Origin of the sequence: Actinoplanes sp. NBC_00393, from assembly GCF_036053395.1 — a bacterium.
GTDB lineage: Bacteria > Actinomycetota > Actinomycetes > Mycobacteriales > Micromonosporaceae > Actinoplanes.
The window spans coordinates 6,850,718-6,866,900 of sequence record NZ_CP107942.1 but is presented as its reverse complement, the minus strand read 5'-3'; the positions used below and the strand labels follow the sequence as shown (position 1 = coordinate 6,866,900).

Here is a 16,183-nt window from a genome sequence, read left to right as displayed (position 1 = left end):
CGGAACGCGGATGCTGCGGGTTAAGAGGCGGGGGCCCGGTGCCGGTCGGTAAGGGAGGACACGCCGGGCGGGGGTAGGCCCGCGGTGGAGGCCAGCATCGCGCACCAGCCGCGCAGGTGGGCGCCGAACTCGGTGGAGGTCGGCGTCCAGGAGGCGCGTACCTCCAGGTCGGCGGTGGGGGCCGGGCCGGCCAGTTCGCCGAAGCGGGTGGAGGCGGTCTGGGTGATCGTGCCGCCGATCGCGGTGTACGCCGCCGCGTGCTGCTCCAGGCCGTCGGTGAGCCAGGTCCAGGCGACTGCCGGCAGCAGCGGGTCGGTGGCGAGGTCGGCCTCGAGTTCGGCGGTGACGAGCGTGACCAGCCGCAGGTCACCGCGCCAGGCCTCGTGGCCGTCGGGTTCGTGCAGCAGGATCAGCCGACCGCTGGCCACCTCGTCGCCGCCGCGGAGCACGGTGGCGCTGAGTGCGAACGAGTACGGCGCGAGCCGCTGAGGCGCGGCGATCTCCTCGAGGAGGATCTCCGGCCGCGGCGACTCCGCGCGCAACCCGGCCACGGCGCGGGTGAACGCCTCGGGGGGAGCGGAAGGGGACGCCATGGAGGCAGACTATGCCGATCTACCGTCCGGTCCGTGGTCGCCGCGCCGCCGGGCCGGTTCACTCACGTGTCACCATGAGTCGGTGACCGTTCTCGAGGATTCCCCCTTTGTCCGGGCGTGCCGGCGGCTCGACGGGCCGCACACGCCGGTCTGGTTCATGCGGCAGGCCGGGCGCTCGCTGCCCGAGTACCGCAAGATCCGCGAGGGGATCGGCATGCTCGAGTCGTGCCGGCGGCCCGATCTGGTCACCGAGATCACCCTGCAGCCGGTGCGCCGGCACGGTGTGGACGCGGCGATCCTGTTCAGCGACATCGTGGTGCCGATCGCGGCGGCCGGGATCGATCTGGACATCGTGGCCGGCACCGGTCCGGTGGTGGCCGAGCCGATCCGCGCCGAGGCCGACCTCCAGCGCCTGCGCACGATCACCGCGGACGATGTGGACTTCGTCGCCGAGTCGGTGAAGCTGCTGGTCGGCGAGCTCGGCGCCACCCCGCTGATCGGTTTCGCCGGTGCTCCGTTCACGCTGGCCAGCTACCTGATCGAGGGCGGTCCGTCCCGGACCTATCTGAAGACCAAGGCGATGATGTACGGGGCGCCCGACCTCTGGAACGCCCTGCTCTCCCGCCTCGCCGAGATCACGCTGACCTTCCTGCGCACCCAGGTGGACGCCGGGGTCAGCGCCGTGCAGCTCTTCGACTCGTGGGCCGGCGCGCTCTCCGAGGCGGACTACCGGCACTATGTGCTCCCGCACTCGGCGACCGTGCTGCGGGGCCTGCAGGACGCCGGGGTGCCGCGGATCCACTTCGGTGTCGGCACGGCTGTGTTGCTGGAGGCGATGGGCCAGGCCGGGGCGGACGTGGTGGGGGTCGACTGGCGTACGCCGCTGGACATCGCCACCAAGCGGATCGGGCCGGACCGGGCGGTGCAGGGCAACCTGGACCCGGCGATCCTGTTCGCCGGCTGGGACGTGGTGGAGCGCGAGGCTCGCCGGGTCGTCGAGCAGGGCCGGGCCGCGCCGGGGCACGTGTTCAACCTGGGTCACGGCGTGATGCCGGAGACCGAGCCGGACGTCCTGACCCGTCTGGTCGCCCTGGTGCACGAGATCTCCGCACGCTGAGGTCTTTCGGCCCTGTGCGCGCCGGCCGAAGTTCACAACTGTGGACCCCGGTGGATGGGTGGCCGCGGGGCCTGGGAGGGTGAGGAACGTGCGGAAGCGGATCGCGATCATCGGCGGCGGCATCGCCGGCCTGGCGGCTGCCGTGCGGCTGCGGGATCGCGTCCCCGCCGACACCGAGATCATTGTGTACGAGCAGAGCGGCGCCCTCGGCGGCAAGCTGCGAACCGGTGAGCTGGCCGGTGTGCCGGTCGAGCAGGGCGCCGAGTCGCTGCTGTTCGGTGCTCCGGACGGTGGCGAGTCCGCGGCGGTGTCCCTGGCCCGGCGGCTCGGTCTGGGCGGCGCGCTGGTGCACCCGGCCCCGCAGCCGGCCGCGCTGGCGATCGGCGGCCGGCTCACCCCGATCCCGGCCGGCACCCTGGTCGGCGTCCCCGGTGATCTGTCGACCCTGGACGGCGTGGCGCTGCCGGAGAGCGACGCGGACCGGGACGAGGGCCGCCCGCTGCTCGCCCCGGGCCAGGACGTCGCGGTCGGCGCACTGGTCCGCGACAGGTACGGCGCCCAGGTGGTGGACCGGCTGGTCGACCCGATGCTCGGCGGGGTGTACGCGGGCCGCGCCGACCAGCTCTCGCTGCGCGTCACGATGCCGCAGCTGGCCCGCGCCGCCGAGACCGAACACACCCTGCGCGGGGCGGTCCGGGCCGCGCAGGCCCTGTCGAAGCGGGTGCCCGGCCGGCCGGTCTTCGCGGCTGTGGACGGTGGGATGAGCCGTTTCGTGGCGGCTGCGGCGTCGGCCAGCGGCGCTCGGATCAGCCTGGGGCTTCCGGTGCGCGAGCTCACGCGTACCCGGCATGGTTTTCATCTGACCCTCGGCCCGGCGCCGGCCCCGCAGACCGATGACGTGGATGCCGTGGTTCTGGCGGTTCCGGCGAAGCCGGCCGCCCGGCTGCTGGCGGATGCCGCGCCGGTGGCGGCGCAGGCGGTCGGCGCGCTGGAGTACGCGAGTGTCGCGCTGGCCGCGATGGCCCTGCCGGCCGGGACGCGGCTGCCGGAGCTGTCGGGCTTCCTCGTGCCGCCCGGAGAGGGCACGCTGGTCAAGGCCGCCACCTTTCTCACGCGCAAGTGGCCGCATCTGGCCGCCCCGGACGGCCCGGTGATCGTGCGGGCGTCGCTGGGCCGGGCCGGTGAGGAGGAGCGGCTTCAGCTGAGCGACCGGACCCTGTTCGCGCAGGCGCATGCCGAGCTGGGCGCGCTGGCCGGGCAGGCGCTGCCGGAGCCGGACGGATTCTGGATCCAGCGCTGGGGTGGTGGCCTGCCGCAGTACGCGCCCGGGCACGCTGACCGGGTGGCGTCGGCGCGCGAAAGTCTGCCGCCGGGGCTGGCGCTGGCCGGTGCGGCGTTCGACGGGGTCGGCATCCCGGTGTGTGTGGCCAGCGGTGAGCGTGCGGCGGACCATGTGTGCAAGTACTTGGAGGAGCTATGAGCGAGCAGCAGAGCAACGCGTCCCGGATCAACGAGCTGAACGCGACCATCCGGTACACGATGTGGTCGGTGTTCCGGGCCTCATCGCCACTGCCGGCGCTCCGCGACGAACTGGCCGGTGAGGTCGACGCGCTCTTCGAGCAGCTGTCCGGCAAGGATGTGACGATCCGCGGCACCTACGACGTGTCCGGGCTGCGGGCCGACGCCGACGTGATGATCTGGTGGCACTCCGCCTCGTCGGACGCGCTGCAGGACGCGTACGGACTGTTCCGCCGGACCGCGCTGGGCCGCCACCTGGAGCCGGTCTGGTCGCAGATGGCGCTGCACCGGCCGGCCGAGTTCAACAAGAGCCACCTGCCGGCGTTCCTCGCCGACGAGGAGCCCCGCAGGTACATCTGCGTCTACCCGTTCGTCCGCTCCTACGAGTGGTACCTGCTGCCCGACGCGGAGCGCCGCCAGCTGCTCGCCGAGCACGGCAAGATGGCCCGGCCGTATCCGGACGTGCGGGCCAACACGGTCGCGTCGTTCGCGCTCGGCGACTACGAGTGGATGCTCGCCTTCGAGGCGGACGAGCTGCACCGCATCGTCGACCTGATGCGGGACCTGCGGGCCTCCGGCGCGCGGCGGCACGTGCGCGAGGAGGTGCCGTTCTACACCGGGCGGCGCCGCTCGGTCACCGAGATCGTGGCGAATTTGCCATAGGCACGTGGGGGATGCCGTCCTCCACGTACTCCGGGCCGGTCTGCTCGAAGCCGTAACGGGCGTAGAAGGCCTTCAGGTGGGCCTGGGCGTGCAGCACGGTGGGCCGGTTGCCGATGACGATGAGCGCTTTTTCGAGCAGCCGGCCCGCCAGCCCGTCGCCCCGGGCGTCCGGTGCGGTGACGACCCGGCCGATGCGTTCCTCCGGGCCGTTACTCAGGATGCGAAGGTATGCCCGGATATTTCCGTCGTTTTCCACCCAGAGGTGCCGGGTGCCGGGCTCGTTGTCCCGGCCGTCCAGATCCGGGTAGACACAGTTCTGCTCGACCACGAAGACGTCGGAACGCAGCTTGAGGATGCCGTAGAGCGTTGTGGTGTCCAGGTCACGGAACGAGGCGACTCGTATCTCGTCGTGTGGTTCCGGATGCATCGACACAACATACGCGGCGTGTCCTCACCTTCGGGCGGGTCCTGCCGTTATACCGATTGAAGGGCCCGACCGTGGAGGACGTCATGATCAAGCGCAGCAAGCTGTTCGGCAACAAGACCCGGGTGACGTTCAGCCTCCCGGCGGACCGGCCGGCCGGCACGGTCAGTGTGGTCGGCGACTTCAACGACTGGCAGCCGGGCCGGCACGAGCTCCAGGTTCGGCGCAACGGCACGCGTACCGTGAGTGTCCCGCTCGAGCCGGGCCATTACGCGTTCCGTTACCTGGCCACCGACGGCGTCTGGCTGGACGACGAGGAGGCTGACGGCGTCGGTCCGCGCGGCAGCGAACTCCGTCTATAAAGGTTTCACCGCGTCCGCCGAGGAGATTTGCTTGATCCGTCAGGTGAATCTTCCCGAAGGGGGAACCGTGGGCGACGTCAAGCTGGCGATCATCTACTACTCGTCCACCGGAACCGTGCACGGCATGGCCGAGCGGCTGCGGGAGGCGGGGGAGAAGGCCGGCGCGGAGGTACGCGTACGCCAGGTCGCGGAACTCGCCCCCAACGAGGCGATCGCCTCGAACGCGGCGTGGAGCCAGCACTTCGACCGGACCAAGAACGAACCGAGGGCGACCGCCGACGACGTCGTCTGGGCCGACGCGGTGCTCTTCGGCACACCTACCCGGTACGGCAACGTGGCGAGCCAGCTCAAGCAGTTCCTGGACACGCTCGGGCCGCAGTGGGCGCAGGGTCTGCTGGCGAATAAGGCGTACGCCGGGTTCACCGCGACGATGACCGAGCACGGCGGGCAGGAGTCCACGCTGCTGGCCCTCTACAACACGATCTACCACTTCGGTGGCGTGGTCGTGGCGCCCGGGTACACCGACCCGCTGAAGTTCGCGGACGGCAACCCGTACGGGGTCTCGCACGTGACCGGCGGCAGCAACGACGCTCCGCTCACCGAGGTGCAGTTCGCCGCGCTCGACCACCTCGCCCGCCGCATCGTGGGCATCGCGGGGAAGCTCCGCTAACGTTTCCGCATGCCCGTCGACACCCAGTACGAAGACCTGCTCCGCAGAGTTCTGCACTCCGGCATCGAGAAGAGCGACCGCACCGGTACGGGTACGCGCAGCCTCTTCGGTGAGCGCCTGCGTTACGACCTGTCCCAGGGCTTCCCACTGATCACCACGAAGCGGGTGCACTTCAAGTCGATCGCCGTGGAGTTGCTCTGGTTCCTCCGCGGCGAGACGAACGTCGCCTGGATGCGCGACCAGGGCGTCACCATCTGGGACGAGTGGGCTTCCCCGTCGGGCGAGTTGGGGCCGGTCTACGGCGCGCAGTGGCGGTCCTGGCCGACTCGGGATGGCGGCCATGTGGATCAGATCACCGAGCTGCTCGACACGCTGCGCCGGGACCCCGACTCCCGCCGGATGATCGTCTCCGCTTGGAACGTATCTGACATTCCGGAGATGGCCCTGGCGCCGTGTCACGCGCTGTTCCAGTTCTACGTGGCCGACGGCAAGCTCTCCTGCCAGCTCTACCAGCGCAGCGCCGACCTCTTCCTCGGCGTGCCGTTCAACATCGCCAGCTACGCCCTGCTGACCCGGATGATCGCGGCGCAGGTCGGGCTGGCGCCGGGCGACTTCATCTGGGTGGGTGGCGACTGCCACATCTACAACAACCACGTCGAGCAGGTCACCGAGCAGCTGACCCGGGAGCCGTACCCGTTCCCGCAGTTGGAGATCGCGGACCGGCCCAGCCTCTTCGACTACGAGTACAGCGACTTCACCGTGGTGAACTACGAGCACCACCCGCTGCTGCGGGCCCCGGTGGCGGTGTGACCATCCACATGATCTGGGCGCAGGCCCGCAACGGGGTGATCGGCGCGGACGGGTCGATCCCCTGGCGGGTCCCGGGCGAGCAGAAGCTGTTCAAGGAACGGACCATGGGCGCCACCGTCGTGATGGGGCGGGCCACCTGGGACTCGCTGCCGCTGCGCCCGCTCCCCGGCCGGCGCAACGTGGTTCTCACCCGCGATCCGGACTGGAAGGCCGACGGTGCGATCGTGGCGCACTCCGCCGAGGAGGTCGCCGACGACGAGTTCTGGGTGATCGGTGGGGCCGCGGTCTATCAGGCCTTCCTGCCGCGGGCCACGCACCTCGTCCGGACGATCGTGGACCTCGAGGTGGCGGGCGACACGTACGCCCCGGAGCTCGGCCCGGAGTGGACGGTCTCCGCCACCTCGGGCTGGCTGACCGCGCCGGACGGCCAGCGTTACCTGGTGGAGGACCTGGTCACTGCTTCGGGTCCAGCCTGATCGACAGGCTGTTCACGCAGTGCCGGGTGTTCTTCGCGGTGAAGCCCTCGCCGCGGAACACGTGGCCCAGGTGCGAGTCGCAGCGCGCGCACCTGATCTCGACGCGAAGCATCCCGAGGCTGCGGTCCTCGATCTCCTTGACCGCGCCCGGGATGGCGTCGTCGAAGGACGGCCACCCGCAGTGCGAGTCGAACTTGGTGTCGCTCGGGTAGAGCTGGGCGCCGCAGGCACGGCAGTTGTAGATGCCTTCGGTCTTGGTGTTCACGTACTCGCCGCTGAACGGCGCCTCCGTGCCCGCCTCCCGCAGGACCCGGAACTCGGCCGGGCTGAGGCGGATCCGCCACTCTTCCTCGGTGGTGGGCAGGGTGGTCTCATCGGTTGCCATGCCTCAACCGTACGTCGGAGACATGTCGCACCGAGGGTGCGCCGGCGCGTGTGCGACGCCCGTTGAGCCTTCTATGGAAGCTGCATCCCCGGCGACGTTCCGGCCGACCTGGCAGCAGGTCCTCGGCCACGGTCTGTACCTCGGCGCGCTCTGCGCCGTGGCGAGTGTCACCACCGGTCTTCTGGTGGAGCTCGCCTGGCCGAGGGAGGGCGGGCCGCCGGGATGGATGTGGCCGCTGCTGACCCTGGCGCCGCTGCTGCTGGGCGCGATGATCGGCCTGGTGGCGGGCCGGCGGACCGGTGTCGAGGTGGGTGACGGCGGGATTCGTACGTCGTCGGTCTTCGACGAGGGGGTGGCGCCCTGGAACCAGGTCGTGGACCTGCGGGCGGAGCGTCGCGGCCGGCGGACGGTGATCTCGGTGTACCTCGAATCGGGGACCAGTGTGCAGCTGCACGCGCCCTACAGCGGGGGACTTTTCGCAGCTGACCCGCAGTTTGAGCTCAAACTGTTCGCTTTGTCGCATTTGTGGCGTAGTCACCGTTTTGGTGGTCTTCCGAGTTGATGACCCGCCGAGGGATGTTTCCGGGTAAATCGGGCAATCAGCGTTAAGCTCCCGTGCGACCATGGAACCGTACCTTCAGCAACAGAACGGATACTCCTCATGAGCTTCTCGCGTCGGTTGGCCGCCGGACTTCCCGCGGCCGGCGTGACCCTTTTCGCCGCCCTGGCCCTCACCGGAGCGCCCGCGGCCGCCGCCGAGCCTGCGGGCCAGGGTGGCTATCCGGCCGTCATGACCAGCCCGGACCCGGGCGATACCCGGGGCAACGCGGGCTACGGGGGCACCGCGGCCGAGGTGCCCGGCGTGACCTCGACCACGACCGCGCCCACCCGGGGCAACCCCGGTTACGGCGGGGAGAGCCCGAGCGCCACCCCCACGCCCAGCAGCAGCGTTCCGACCGGCAACGTGGCCTCCGTACCGCCGGGTGGGGTTCAGTCGGAGACCGAGACGCCGGCTCCGGCCGTGACCACCCACGGCGCCGGCGTCAGCTCCGGCAGCACGCTGCCGGTCACCGGCGCGCCGCTCACCGGCACCCTGGTGTTCGGTGGCCTGCTCGTCGCGGCGGGCGTCACGGCGGTCTACTACACCCGCCGGCGTCGCAGCGCCTGAGGATTTGTGAAGGGCCGTCCGGTTCGCCGGGCGGCCCTTCGGCGTTCGTGGGCATAGGGTCGGGGCATGCCGAAAGCCGCCGCGGAAGAGCTCGAGATCGCCGGCCACACCGTGCGCCTGTCCAGCCCGGACAAGATCGTGTTCCCGGGGCCGGGCTACACGAAGCGTGACGTCTTCGAGTATTACGTGGCGGTCGGTGACGGCATCATGCGAGCACTGCGTGACCGTCCCACCACGCTGCAGCGCTTCCCGGACGGCATCGAGGGCGAGGCGTTCTTCCAGAAGCGCATCCCGACCCGCGGCGTGCCCGATTGGATCAAGACCGCGAAGATCAAATTCCCCAGCATGCGTACGGCGGACGAGCTCTGCCCCGCCGATCTGGCCCACGTCGCATGGGCGGCGCAGATGGGCACCGTGGTCTTCCACCCCTGGCCGGTGCGCGGCGCCGCGCCGGACAACCCGGACGAGTTGCGCATCGACCTGGACCCGCAACCCGGCCTCGGCTTCGGCGACGTGACAGCCGCGGCCGCGGTGGTGCACGAGGTGCTCGACGAGCTGGGCTGGGTCGGCTTCCCGAAGACCTCTGGCGGCCGCGGCGTGCACGTCTACATCCGGATCGCCCCGCGCTGGGATTTCGTGCAGGTCCGCCACGCCGCGATCGCGCTGGCCCGCGCGGTGGAGCGGCGCAACCCCTCGGCCATCACCACCGCGTGGTGGAAGGAGGAGCGGGGCGACAAGGTGTTCATCGACTTCAACCAGATGGCCCGGGACCGGACCATCGCGTGCGCCTACTCGCTGCGGGCCAACGCCCGGGCCACCGTCTCCACCCCGGTCACGTGGGACGAGCTCACCCGGGTCGAGCCGGACGACTTCGATTTGCGGACGGTGCCGCAGCGCATCGCGTCGACCGGGGACGCGCACGCCGCCATCGACGAGATCGAGCACGATCTGACCCCGCTGCTGGAGTGGTATGAGCGGGACGGTCTCGGCGACATGCCGTACCCGCCGGATCACCCCAAGATGCCCGGCGAGCCGAAACGGGTGCAGCCGTCGAAGGACCGTGACCTCAAGTCACAGCGCTAGCTTCATGCCCTCGTGCGAGGCGACGAAGCCGAGCGCTGCGTAAAACCGCTGCGCGTCGGTGCGGCGCTTGTCCGTGGTGAGCTGGACGATCTTGCAACCGCGCTCCCGGGCCCGCTCGACGGCCCACCGGATCAGCTCACCGCCACGCCCGCGTCCGCGCTGGTCGGAGCGGACCCGGACGGCCTCGATCAGCATCCGCTCCGCGCCGCCGCGGCTGAGCCCGGGGATGAAGGTCAGCTGGCAGGTGCCGATCACCTCGTCGCCGTCGGTCGCGACGATCAGCTCGTTGCGGTCGTCGGCGGCGATCGCCTCGAAGGCGGCGTACACGGCGGTCTCTTCGGTTCGGTGAGCGCGATCGCGGGTGATGTCGTCATCGGCCAGCAGGGCGAGGATTGCGGGAACGTCGGCGCGGGTGGCGATCCGGATCTGCATGATCGAAAGCCTGTCACGGGCTGTCGCGCGGCGCTCGTCTCGGGCACGATGACCGCATGAACGCGCTGCTCATGCTGCCTCGGTGGTTCTACCGCAGGCTGGTCTGGCTGGCCAACTCGCCGAAGACGCTGATCCTCTCGTACCTGCTTCTGATCGTGTTGTGCGGCACCCTCTACCACTATTTCGAGCCGGACACCTCCGTCGGCGACGCGGTCTGGTGGGCCGTGGTCACCGCTTCCACCGTGGGCTACGGCGACATCTCTCCGGAGACCTGGCAGGCGCGGGTGATCGCCGCTGTGCTCATCTCGGTGATGGTGCTCCTGGTGATCCCGTTGATCACCGCTCAGTTCGCCAGCCGGCTGATCGTCGACAACGACGCGTTCCGCCACGAGGAGCAGGAGGAGCTCAAAGCGAACCTGCGCCACGTCCGCGAGTTGCTCGAAGAGATGGCCGCCCGGCAGGGCGTCAGCGTGCCGGACAGCGCAGCCCCTCCTGAGGCAACGTCAGATCGATGAGATAGCCGTCCACCGCGTCGCGGATGCAGGCGGTCGACGGGTACGCCGTGTGCCCCTCGCCCTCCCACGTCAGCACCCGGCCCCCGCCCAGCATCTTCGCCAGGTCGGCGGTGTTCTCGTACGGCGTGGCGGGGTCACCGGTGGTGCCGACCACGAGGATCGGGGGTGCGCCGGTCGCCGGGCCGGTCGGATAGGGGTCGCGCTTGCCGGTCCAGTACGAACAGCCCAGCATGCCCATCGCGAGCGGCGCGCCGAACAGCGGATACTTCGCGCGCCACTCGGACTGCAGCCGGCGGATCTCCTCCACGGTCGGGGCGTCGTCGGTGTCCGCGCAGTTCACCGCCATGTTCGCGTCGAAGAGGTTGGAGTAGCTGCCGTCCGGTTTGCGTTCCGCGTACTGGTCGGCGAGGGCGAAGATGCCGGACGCGTCACTGCGCTGCAGATCGTCGATCGCGGCGGCCACGCTGGCCCAGCCGGACTCGGTGTAGAGCGACGAGATCAGCCCGTAGAAGATCCAGCCCGGGGTGGCGTCCCGGCCGTCCGCACCCTTCACCGGGGAGGCCTCGGCCTTGGCCAGGGCGTCGGTCACGGCGCCGCGCGCGTCCGGGGCGATCGGGCACTTGCCCGGCGTCTGCTCGCACCACTTCGTGAAGTTGGTGAACGCCCGCTCGAAACCCTTGGCCTGCGCCTCCGAACCCTGCACGTAGTTCTCCGTGGGGTCGACCGCGCCGTCGAGCACGAGGGCCCGCACGTTCTGCGGGAAGAGCTGGGCGTACGTGGCGCCGAGCAACGTCCCGTACGAGTAACCCAGGTAGGTCAGCTTGGGGTCGCCGACCGCGGCACGCAGCGCGTCCAGGTCGCGGGCGGCCTGCTCGGTCGAGAAGAAGGGCAGCTGCGGACCGTACTTCTCGGCGCAGCCGTCCGCGATCTTCTTGTTCAGCGCGGCGACCTGGTCGAAGTCGGCCTGGTCCACCGGGTCCGGATCGCTGCCGAAGTTGGCGTCCTGATCGTCGTTGTCGATGCACTTCACCGGGCTGGACCGGCCCACCCCGCGCGGGTCGAACCCGACGATGTCGAACCGGTCGGTGACCGCGGTGGGCAGGCCGCCCAGCGCCTGGCCGAACGACAGATAAACCGCGGTGTCGATGCCCGAGCCGCCCGGACCACCCGGGTTGAGCAGCAGCGACCCGATCCGGTTCTGCTGGGCCTTCGACCGGATCCGGATCATCTCGATCTCATAGGTCTCGCCGCTGCTCGGCGCGGCCCAGTCCCGCGGCACGGCGACCGAGGCGCACTCGTACGTCATACCGCCCGCGGCCCGGCCGACCAGCTTCTCCGGCACGGCAGGGCAGGGCTGCCACTGCGCCGGGGCGCCCGCGGTGCTCGCCGCGCCACCCGGCTTGGCCGGCTCGGCGGCGCCGTTCGGCGCGAAGGCGGGCAGCGTGCACCCGGAGGCGAACAGGGTCAACGCGGTGACGAGTGCGGCGGCCAGACGTCTCTGCACGAGACGACCCTATCCGGTCATCCGGTCATCGACCGGTCAGCACCTCGGCGAGGTCGAACCGGACCGGGCGCTCCAGCTGCTCGTAAGTGCAGGTGTGGGGGTCGCGGTCGGGACGCCACCGCTCGAACTGCGCGGTGTGCCGGAACCGGATGCCCTCCATGTAGTCGTAGCGGACCTCCACCACCCGCTCCGGCCGCAGCGGGGTGAACGAGAGGTCCTTGCCGTTGTTCCACCGGCTGACCTCGTTCTTCCGTGGGGTGCGCTCGCCCTGCATGTGCGCCGCCCAGTCCCACGGGTGGCCCTCGAAGGAGGTGACCAGCGGCTGGAGCTCCTCGAACAGCTCCTCCCGGACCTTGATCGGGAACGAGCCGATCACCCCGACGCTGACCAGGATGTCGCGCTCGTCGTAGAGGCCGAGCAGCAGCGAACCGATCCGGTTCTCCGCCGACTTGTGCACGCGGTAGCCGGCCACCACGCAGTCGGCGGTCCGCTTGTGCTTGATCTTGGTCATCACCCGCTTGTCCGGCTGGTAGGTGAGGTCGCGGGCCTTCGCGATCAACCCGTCCAGGCCGGCGCCCTCGAACTCGTCGAACCAGCGCCGGGCGGTGTCCAGGTCGTCGGTCGCGGGAGTGACGTACACCGGTGGTTTCGCGTTCTTCAGGGTCTCCACCAGACGATCGCGGCGCTCGCCGAACGGCAGCTCGCTGAGATCCTCGTCGCCGATCGCCAGCAGGTCGAAGGCGACGAAGCCGGCCGGAGTCTGCTCGGAGAGCAGCTTGACCCGGCTGGCCGCCGGATGGATGCGCTGCTGGAGGGCCTCGAAATCGAGCGTGTTGCGCTCGGTGTCGGCGACGATGATCTCCCCGTCGATCACCACCCGTTCCGGGAAGTTGGCCAGAACCGCCTCGACCACCTCGGGGAAGTAGCGGGTCATCGGCTTCTCGTTGCGACTCCCGATCTCCACCTCGTCGCCGTCCCGGAAGATGATCGACCGGAACCCGTCCCATTTGGGCTCGTAGATCTGCCCGGGCGGGATGTCGGCGACGGGCTTGGCGAGCATCGGCTTGACCGGTGGGTTGAGCGGCAGCTGCATCCGCTCAGTCTGCCCTTTATCCGCGTTTCCGGAAGCCCCTTAGGTCTTTACTCGGCCCCTGGGGCAGGCCTCACCATCATGTGCATGTCGATGACGATCAGCGAGTTCGGCCGCCGGGCCGGTCTGTCCATCAAGGCGCTCCGGCTCTATGACGTCTCCGGCCTGCTCCCACCCGCCGAGGTGGATGCCGACAGCAACTACCGGCGATATTCGGCCGACCAGTTGGAGCGGGCCGGGCGGATCAGCCTGCTGCGCCGGCTCGGCATGCCGCTCGCGGTCATCACCGAGCTGATCGACCTGCCCGACGCCGAGGCGGCGCAGCGACTTGATCGCTGGTGGGCCACCGAGGAGGCGGCGGTCGCCGCCCGGCGGGAGAGTTACACCTGGTTGCGCACCCGTCTGGTGCACGGCAACGAGCCCGACCGGGATTACCCGGTGCACATCGCCCTGCGGCCCGCACAGAAGGTGGCCACCCTCCAGATCGTTGTCGACCAGCCGAATCTGGTCACCGCCATGGGCTCGGCCGAGTGGGAGATCCGCCGGCACCTCGAGGAGCAGGGCGCGACCGCCACCGGCGAGCACTGGGTGATCTATCCGGCTCCGGTCACTCCGGACGGTGAGACGGCCATCGAGGTCTGCGTGCCGTATTCGGGGTCGGTCGAGCCGGTCGGCCGGCTCACCATCCGGATGGAGCCGGAGCAGCTGATGGCCTACGCCGTGGTGATCCGGGACGACTGCTTCTTCCCGCGGATCGCCCAGGCCTATGAGGCCGTCTGGGCGCACGTCTCCGCGGCCGGTCACCTTCTCGCCGCCTCGCCGCGGGAGATCTACCTCGACTCGTGGGAGCGGCTCAGCGGAAGCGACCCGTTCGCGCACGTCGCACAACCGATCGAAGGGTGAAGTTCATGGACTACACGCGACAGACCGCCTACTCCGATCCGCGGCACCATCTCGCCCGGCTCACCGCTCTGCCCGACGACGTCAACGGGATCGCGGCCGTGGTCCGCAACCTCGTCGTGCACTATCGGGCCTCCGGCCTGCCGTTTTCCCCCGCCCGGCTCGCCGAGATCGACAGCCGCTGGGTCGATCGCATGCTCGACGCGGACGCTTCCCGGTTCACCGCGCCGCTCGACGCGCCCCGGCCGGCGGAGCAGCGGATCGTCGGCTGCTGCCGGGACTTCACGCTGCTGACCGTGGCGGCCCTGCGGGCTCACGGCGTGCCGGCGCGCAGCCGGGTCGGTTTCGCCGACTACCTGGATGAGGGCTTCCACACCGACCACGTGATCGCGGAGTATCACGACGGTGCCCGATGGGTCGCCGTCGACGCCCAACTGGACCCCGCGGCCGGCTTCCCGGTGGACGTCGCGGACGTCCCACTCGGCTCCGGCGGCCTGCGCACGGCGGCGCAGTCCTGGCTGGCCTGCCGCGGTGGTGACGACCCCTCGACGTACGGGGTGGGGCCCGGTCATCCCATCGGCGGCTCCCGCATGATCGGTCAGTATGTGCTGACCGAGCTGGCCCACCGGATGGGCGACGAGTTGCTGCTTTGGGACACGTGGGGCTACACAGCTGACCTGGCCGATCAGATGGCCGGGCGGTCGTTCGAGGACGCCTGGTCGCATCTGCCGCCGTGGCAGCCGGTCGAGCTGGCTTTGGTGGACGAGCTCGCGGAGCTGTTGCTGGCGGCGGACGCGGGGGACCGGGTCGCTGAGGAGAAGCTGGTGGTCCGCTATACCGAGGACCCGCGGCTCCACCCGGGTGATGCGGTCGTCTGCCATTCGCCCCGCGGCGTCCGGGCCTCGGTCAACCTGGTCCGGCGCACCTCGACCATGTCCTGACATTGGGCGCGCTGACGTTTCTGCGCCCAGCCATCGGCCCTGGCCGCGTTGTCTCGTTAGGCACCTTGGCGTCGCCATTTTGGCCTTGCCATCCTGGGCTCGCCACCTGGGCCTTTTCAACCTGGGCTCGCCACCTGGGCCTCGCCACCTGGGCCTTTTCACCTTGGGCTTGCCACCTGAGCCTTGTCGCCCTGGGCTCGCCACCTTGGCCTTTGTCGCTCGTGCTTTGTTCCGTGGGCGGCTTTGGCTCGGCTTCCGTTTGGTGGTCAGCGGACCAGCAGGTCCACGAGCCTCTCCAACTCGGCGGCCGGGTCCGCTGCCAGGCCCATGTGGACCGGCCCGGCGCGAAGCACTGTGCTGCGCGGCGCGACCAGCCAGCGGAAGCGTTCGCCCAGCCGCATCTGCTCGGAGGCGCCGCCACCGGCGCAGGTCCGCGCCCAGGACTCCAGGGCGGCCCGGATGGCCGGCACATCGGCGGCCGGGTCCAGCGCGCGCAGCCGGTCCTCGTCCAGATGGGTGCGGGCAGAGAGGAATTCATGCCGCTGGCAGTAGAGCAACACGCCAACGTTGATCAGCTCACCGCGCTCGATCCGTGGGACGGCCTGGATGATCGCGTACTCGTAGGGCGCCATCACGGCAACCACGCTTCCGGCTGGGCCGCGCGCTGCGACAGGTGGTTCAGATATGCGTCCCGGGTGCCCTCGTCATCCAGCCACTCGTCGGGAACGAGCGCGAGGACCTCCTCGAGGAGCGCCGGCGTGATCCGCGCCGCCAGGGCCGGGCCCTCTTCGGCCAGCCGTGTGGCGTAGGGCTTCAACACATGATCATCCCAGCGATACGCCCTGTGCACCGCGGTCGCCGCCCGCGGCCAGTTGTGATGAAAGTAGAGGGTCGCCCCGTGGTCGATGAGCCAGAGGTCGCCGTGCCAGATCAGCAGGTTCGGGTTACGCCAGCTGCGGTCCACGTTCTCGACGAAGGCGTCGAACGCCAGCACCCGGCTGGCCAGCCCCGCTTCGACGGGGTGTGCGTTCGGGTCGTACCCGAGCGCCCCCGGCAGGAAATCCATGCCCAGATTCCCGCCGGCGCTGGCCTTGATCAGCTCCTGAACCTCTTCGTCCGGCTCAGCCCGCGCCACCACCGGATCGAGCTCCACCCGGGCCAGCTCCGGAACCGGCAGCCCGAGCCGCCGCGCCAGCTCCCCGGCGATCACTTCCGCCACCAGAGCCCGCGGCCCTTGCCCGGCCCCGCGGAACTTCACCACATACGTCCCGAAGTCGTCAGCCTCGACGACGCCGGGAAGCGAGCCCCCTTCCCGAAGCGGGGTGACATACCGAATAGCGGTGACCTCACGCAGCACGTAGATCACCCTACGGCCGCCTCAGCCATCCGCTCCCCACCGGTGCCCACCCGGCGTCGCCAGCCATGTTCTCCGCTCGCCCGAGCTTCGCCGAGCCTGTCGGCGTTACCTGGGTTCCTGCTGGCCCCGAGCTTCGCCGAGCCTGTCGGCGCTTTCTGGGTTCCTGCTGGCCCCG

Annotated in this window: 21 protein-coding genes; 13 read left to right on the top strand and 8 right to left on the bottom strand. The window is 70.2% G+C overall.

What is annotated here, in order from left to right:
• Positions 1 to 20 precede the first annotated feature (20 nt).
• A complete protein-coding gene (locus tag OHA21_RS31760; protein WP_328461154.1) occupies positions 21 to 593 on the bottom strand; it encodes a DUF3000 domain-containing protein in 573 nt (190 codons plus the stop codon).
• Positions 594 to 675: 82 nt separating this feature from the next.
• Between OHA21_RS31760 and hemE the strand changes: the two genes are divergently transcribed.
• The 3 genes from hemE (at position 676) to hemQ (ending at position 3,891) form a co-directional block, all read left to right on the top strand.
• On the top strand, positions 676 to 1,710 hold the full coding sequence (gene hemE, locus OHA21_RS31755; RefSeq protein ID WP_328461152.1) for a uroporphyrinogen decarboxylase: 1,035 nt from the start codon (positions 676 to 678) through the stop codon (positions 1,708 to 1,710).
• 88 nt (positions 1,711 to 1,798) lie between these two features.
• Positions 1,799 to 3,190, top strand: a complete 1,392-nt coding sequence (gene hemG / locus OHA21_RS31750; protein ID WP_328461150.1) for a protoporphyrinogen oxidase — start codon at positions 1,799 to 1,801, stop codon at positions 3,188 to 3,190.
• Positions 3,187 to 3,891, top strand: a complete 705-nt coding sequence (hemQ, locus tag OHA21_RS31745; protein ID WP_328461148.1) for a hydrogen peroxide-dependent heme synthase — start codon at positions 3,187 to 3,189, stop codon at positions 3,889 to 3,891. The genes hemG and hemQ overlap by 4 nt, the downstream gene beginning before the upstream one ends.
• Here the strand turns inward: hemQ and OHA21_RS31740 are convergent.
• Complete coding sequence (locus tag OHA21_RS31740; RefSeq protein ID WP_328461146.1) at positions 3,863 to 4,318, bottom strand: GNAT family N-acetyltransferase; 456 nt, start codon at positions 4,316 to 4,318, stop codon at positions 3,863 to 3,865. The two genes, hemQ and OHA21_RS31740, sit on opposite strands and share 29 nt — an antisense overlap.
• Before the next feature lie 83 nt (positions 4,319 to 4,401).
• Here OHA21_RS31740 and OHA21_RS31735 point away from each other — a divergent pair, with 83 nt between their 5' ends.
• The 4 genes from OHA21_RS31735 (at position 4,402) to OHA21_RS31720 (ending at position 6,633) form a co-directional block, all read left to right on the top strand.
• Positions 4,402 to 4,677, top strand: coding sequence for an isoamylase early set domain-containing protein (locus OHA21_RS31735; protein ID WP_328461144.1), 276 nt, complete (start codon positions 4,402 to 4,404; stop codon positions 4,675 to 4,677).
• A 67-nt stretch (positions 4,678 to 4,744) separates the two neighbouring features.
• Entirely contained in the window at positions 4,745 to 5,347 is a 603-nt protein-coding gene (gene wrbA / locus OHA21_RS31730; protein WP_328461142.1) for an NAD(P)H:quinone oxidoreductase, read from the top strand.
• Between the two features lie 9 nt (positions 5,348 to 5,356).
• Positions 5,357 to 6,157 carry a thymidylate synthase gene (locus OHA21_RS31725; RefSeq protein ID WP_328461141.1) on the top strand — a complete coding sequence of 267 codons (801 nt, stop codon included), beginning with the start codon at positions 5,357 to 5,359 and terminating at the stop codon, positions 6,155 to 6,157.
• A complete protein-coding gene (locus OHA21_RS31720) occupies positions 6,154 to 6,633 on the top strand; it encodes a dihydrofolate reductase (protein ID WP_328461139.1) in 480 nt (159 codons plus the stop codon). The genes OHA21_RS31725 and OHA21_RS31720 overlap by 4 nt, the downstream gene beginning before the upstream one ends.
• Here OHA21_RS31720 and msrB read toward each other — a convergent pair.
• Complete coding sequence (gene msrB / locus OHA21_RS31715) at positions 6,611 to 7,018, bottom strand: peptide-methionine (R)-S-oxide reductase MsrB (protein WP_328461137.1); 408 nt, start codon at positions 7,016 to 7,018, stop codon at positions 6,611 to 6,613. The two genes, OHA21_RS31720 and msrB, sit on opposite strands and share 23 nt — an antisense overlap.
• A gap of 73 nt (positions 7,019 to 7,091) precedes the next feature.
• Here msrB and OHA21_RS31710 point away from each other — a divergent pair, with 73 nt between their 5' ends.
• The 3 genes from OHA21_RS31710 to ligD all read left to right on the top strand — a co-directional run bounded on the left by OHA21_RS31710 (position 7,092) and on the right by ligD (position 9,269).
• Positions 7,092 to 7,580, top strand: a complete 489-nt coding sequence (locus tag OHA21_RS31710; RefSeq protein WP_328461135.1) for a hypothetical protein — start codon at positions 7,092 to 7,094, stop codon at positions 7,578 to 7,580.
• 99 nt (positions 7,581 to 7,679) lie between these two features.
• Positions 7,680 to 8,186 carry a hypothetical protein gene (locus OHA21_RS31705; RefSeq protein ID WP_328461133.1) on the top strand — a complete coding sequence of 169 codons (507 nt, stop codon included), beginning with the start codon at positions 7,680 to 7,682 and terminating at the stop codon, positions 8,184 to 8,186.
• 66 nt (positions 8,187 to 8,252) lie between these two features.
• The gene (gene ligD / locus OHA21_RS31700) at positions 8,253 to 9,269 is read left to right on the top strand and encodes a non-homologous end-joining DNA ligase (protein WP_328461131.1); all 1,017 of its coding nucleotides are present in this window, start codon (positions 8,253 to 8,255) and stop codon (positions 9,267 to 9,269) included.
• Here ligD and OHA21_RS31695 read toward each other — a convergent pair.
• Positions 9,258 to 9,701, bottom strand: a complete 444-nt coding sequence (locus tag OHA21_RS31695) for a GNAT family N-acetyltransferase (protein ID WP_328461129.1) — start codon at positions 9,699 to 9,701, stop codon at positions 9,258 to 9,260. The genes ligD and OHA21_RS31695 overlap by 12 nt on opposite strands.
• 56 nt (positions 9,702 to 9,757) lie before the next feature.
• Between OHA21_RS31695 and OHA21_RS31690 the strand changes: the two genes are divergently transcribed.
• Positions 9,758 to 10,216 (top strand): potassium channel family protein, encoded by a 459-nt coding sequence (locus OHA21_RS31690; protein WP_328461127.1) that lies wholly within the window; start codon positions 9,758 to 9,760, stop codon positions 10,214 to 10,216.
• On the opposite strand, the gene OHA21_RS31685 is transcribed toward OHA21_RS31690, so the two are convergent.
• The gene (locus tag OHA21_RS31685; protein WP_328461125.1) at positions 10,167 to 11,720 is read right to left on the bottom strand and encodes an alpha/beta hydrolase; all 1,554 of its coding nucleotides are present in this window, start codon (positions 11,718 to 11,720) and stop codon (positions 10,167 to 10,169) included. The genes OHA21_RS31690 and OHA21_RS31685 overlap by 50 nt on opposite strands.
• A 25-nt stretch (positions 11,721 to 11,745) precedes the next feature.
• Entirely contained in the window at positions 11,746 to 12,813 is a 1,068-nt protein-coding gene (locus OHA21_RS31680) for an ATP-dependent DNA ligase (RefSeq protein ID WP_328461123.1), read from the bottom strand.
• A gap of 84 nt (positions 12,814 to 12,897) precedes the next feature.
• Here OHA21_RS31680 and OHA21_RS31675 point away from each other — a divergent pair, with 84 nt between their 5' ends.
• Positions 12,898 to 13,713, top strand: a complete 816-nt coding sequence (locus tag OHA21_RS31675) for a MerR family transcriptional regulator (protein WP_328461121.1) — start codon at positions 12,898 to 12,900, stop codon at positions 13,711 to 13,713.
• 5 nt (positions 13,714 to 13,718) lie between these two features.
• Complete coding sequence (locus OHA21_RS31670) at positions 13,719 to 14,651, top strand: transglutaminase-like domain-containing protein (protein WP_328461119.1); 933 nt, start codon at positions 13,719 to 13,721, stop codon at positions 14,649 to 14,651.
• A 266-nt stretch (positions 14,652 to 14,917) separates the two neighbouring features.
• Here the strand turns inward: OHA21_RS31670 and OHA21_RS31665 are convergent, their stop codons facing one another.
• Positions 14,918 to 15,283, bottom strand: coding sequence for a DUF3037 domain-containing protein (locus tag OHA21_RS31665; protein ID WP_328461117.1), 366 nt, complete (start codon positions 15,281 to 15,283; stop codon positions 14,918 to 14,920).
• Positions 15,283 to 16,008 (bottom strand): HipA family kinase, encoded by a 726-nt coding sequence (locus OHA21_RS31660; protein WP_328461115.1) that lies wholly within the window; start codon positions 16,006 to 16,008, stop codon positions 15,283 to 15,285. Before OHA21_RS31660 ends, OHA21_RS31665 begins: the two co-directional genes overlap by 1 nt.
• Positions 16,009 to 16,183 lie beyond the last annotated feature (175 nt).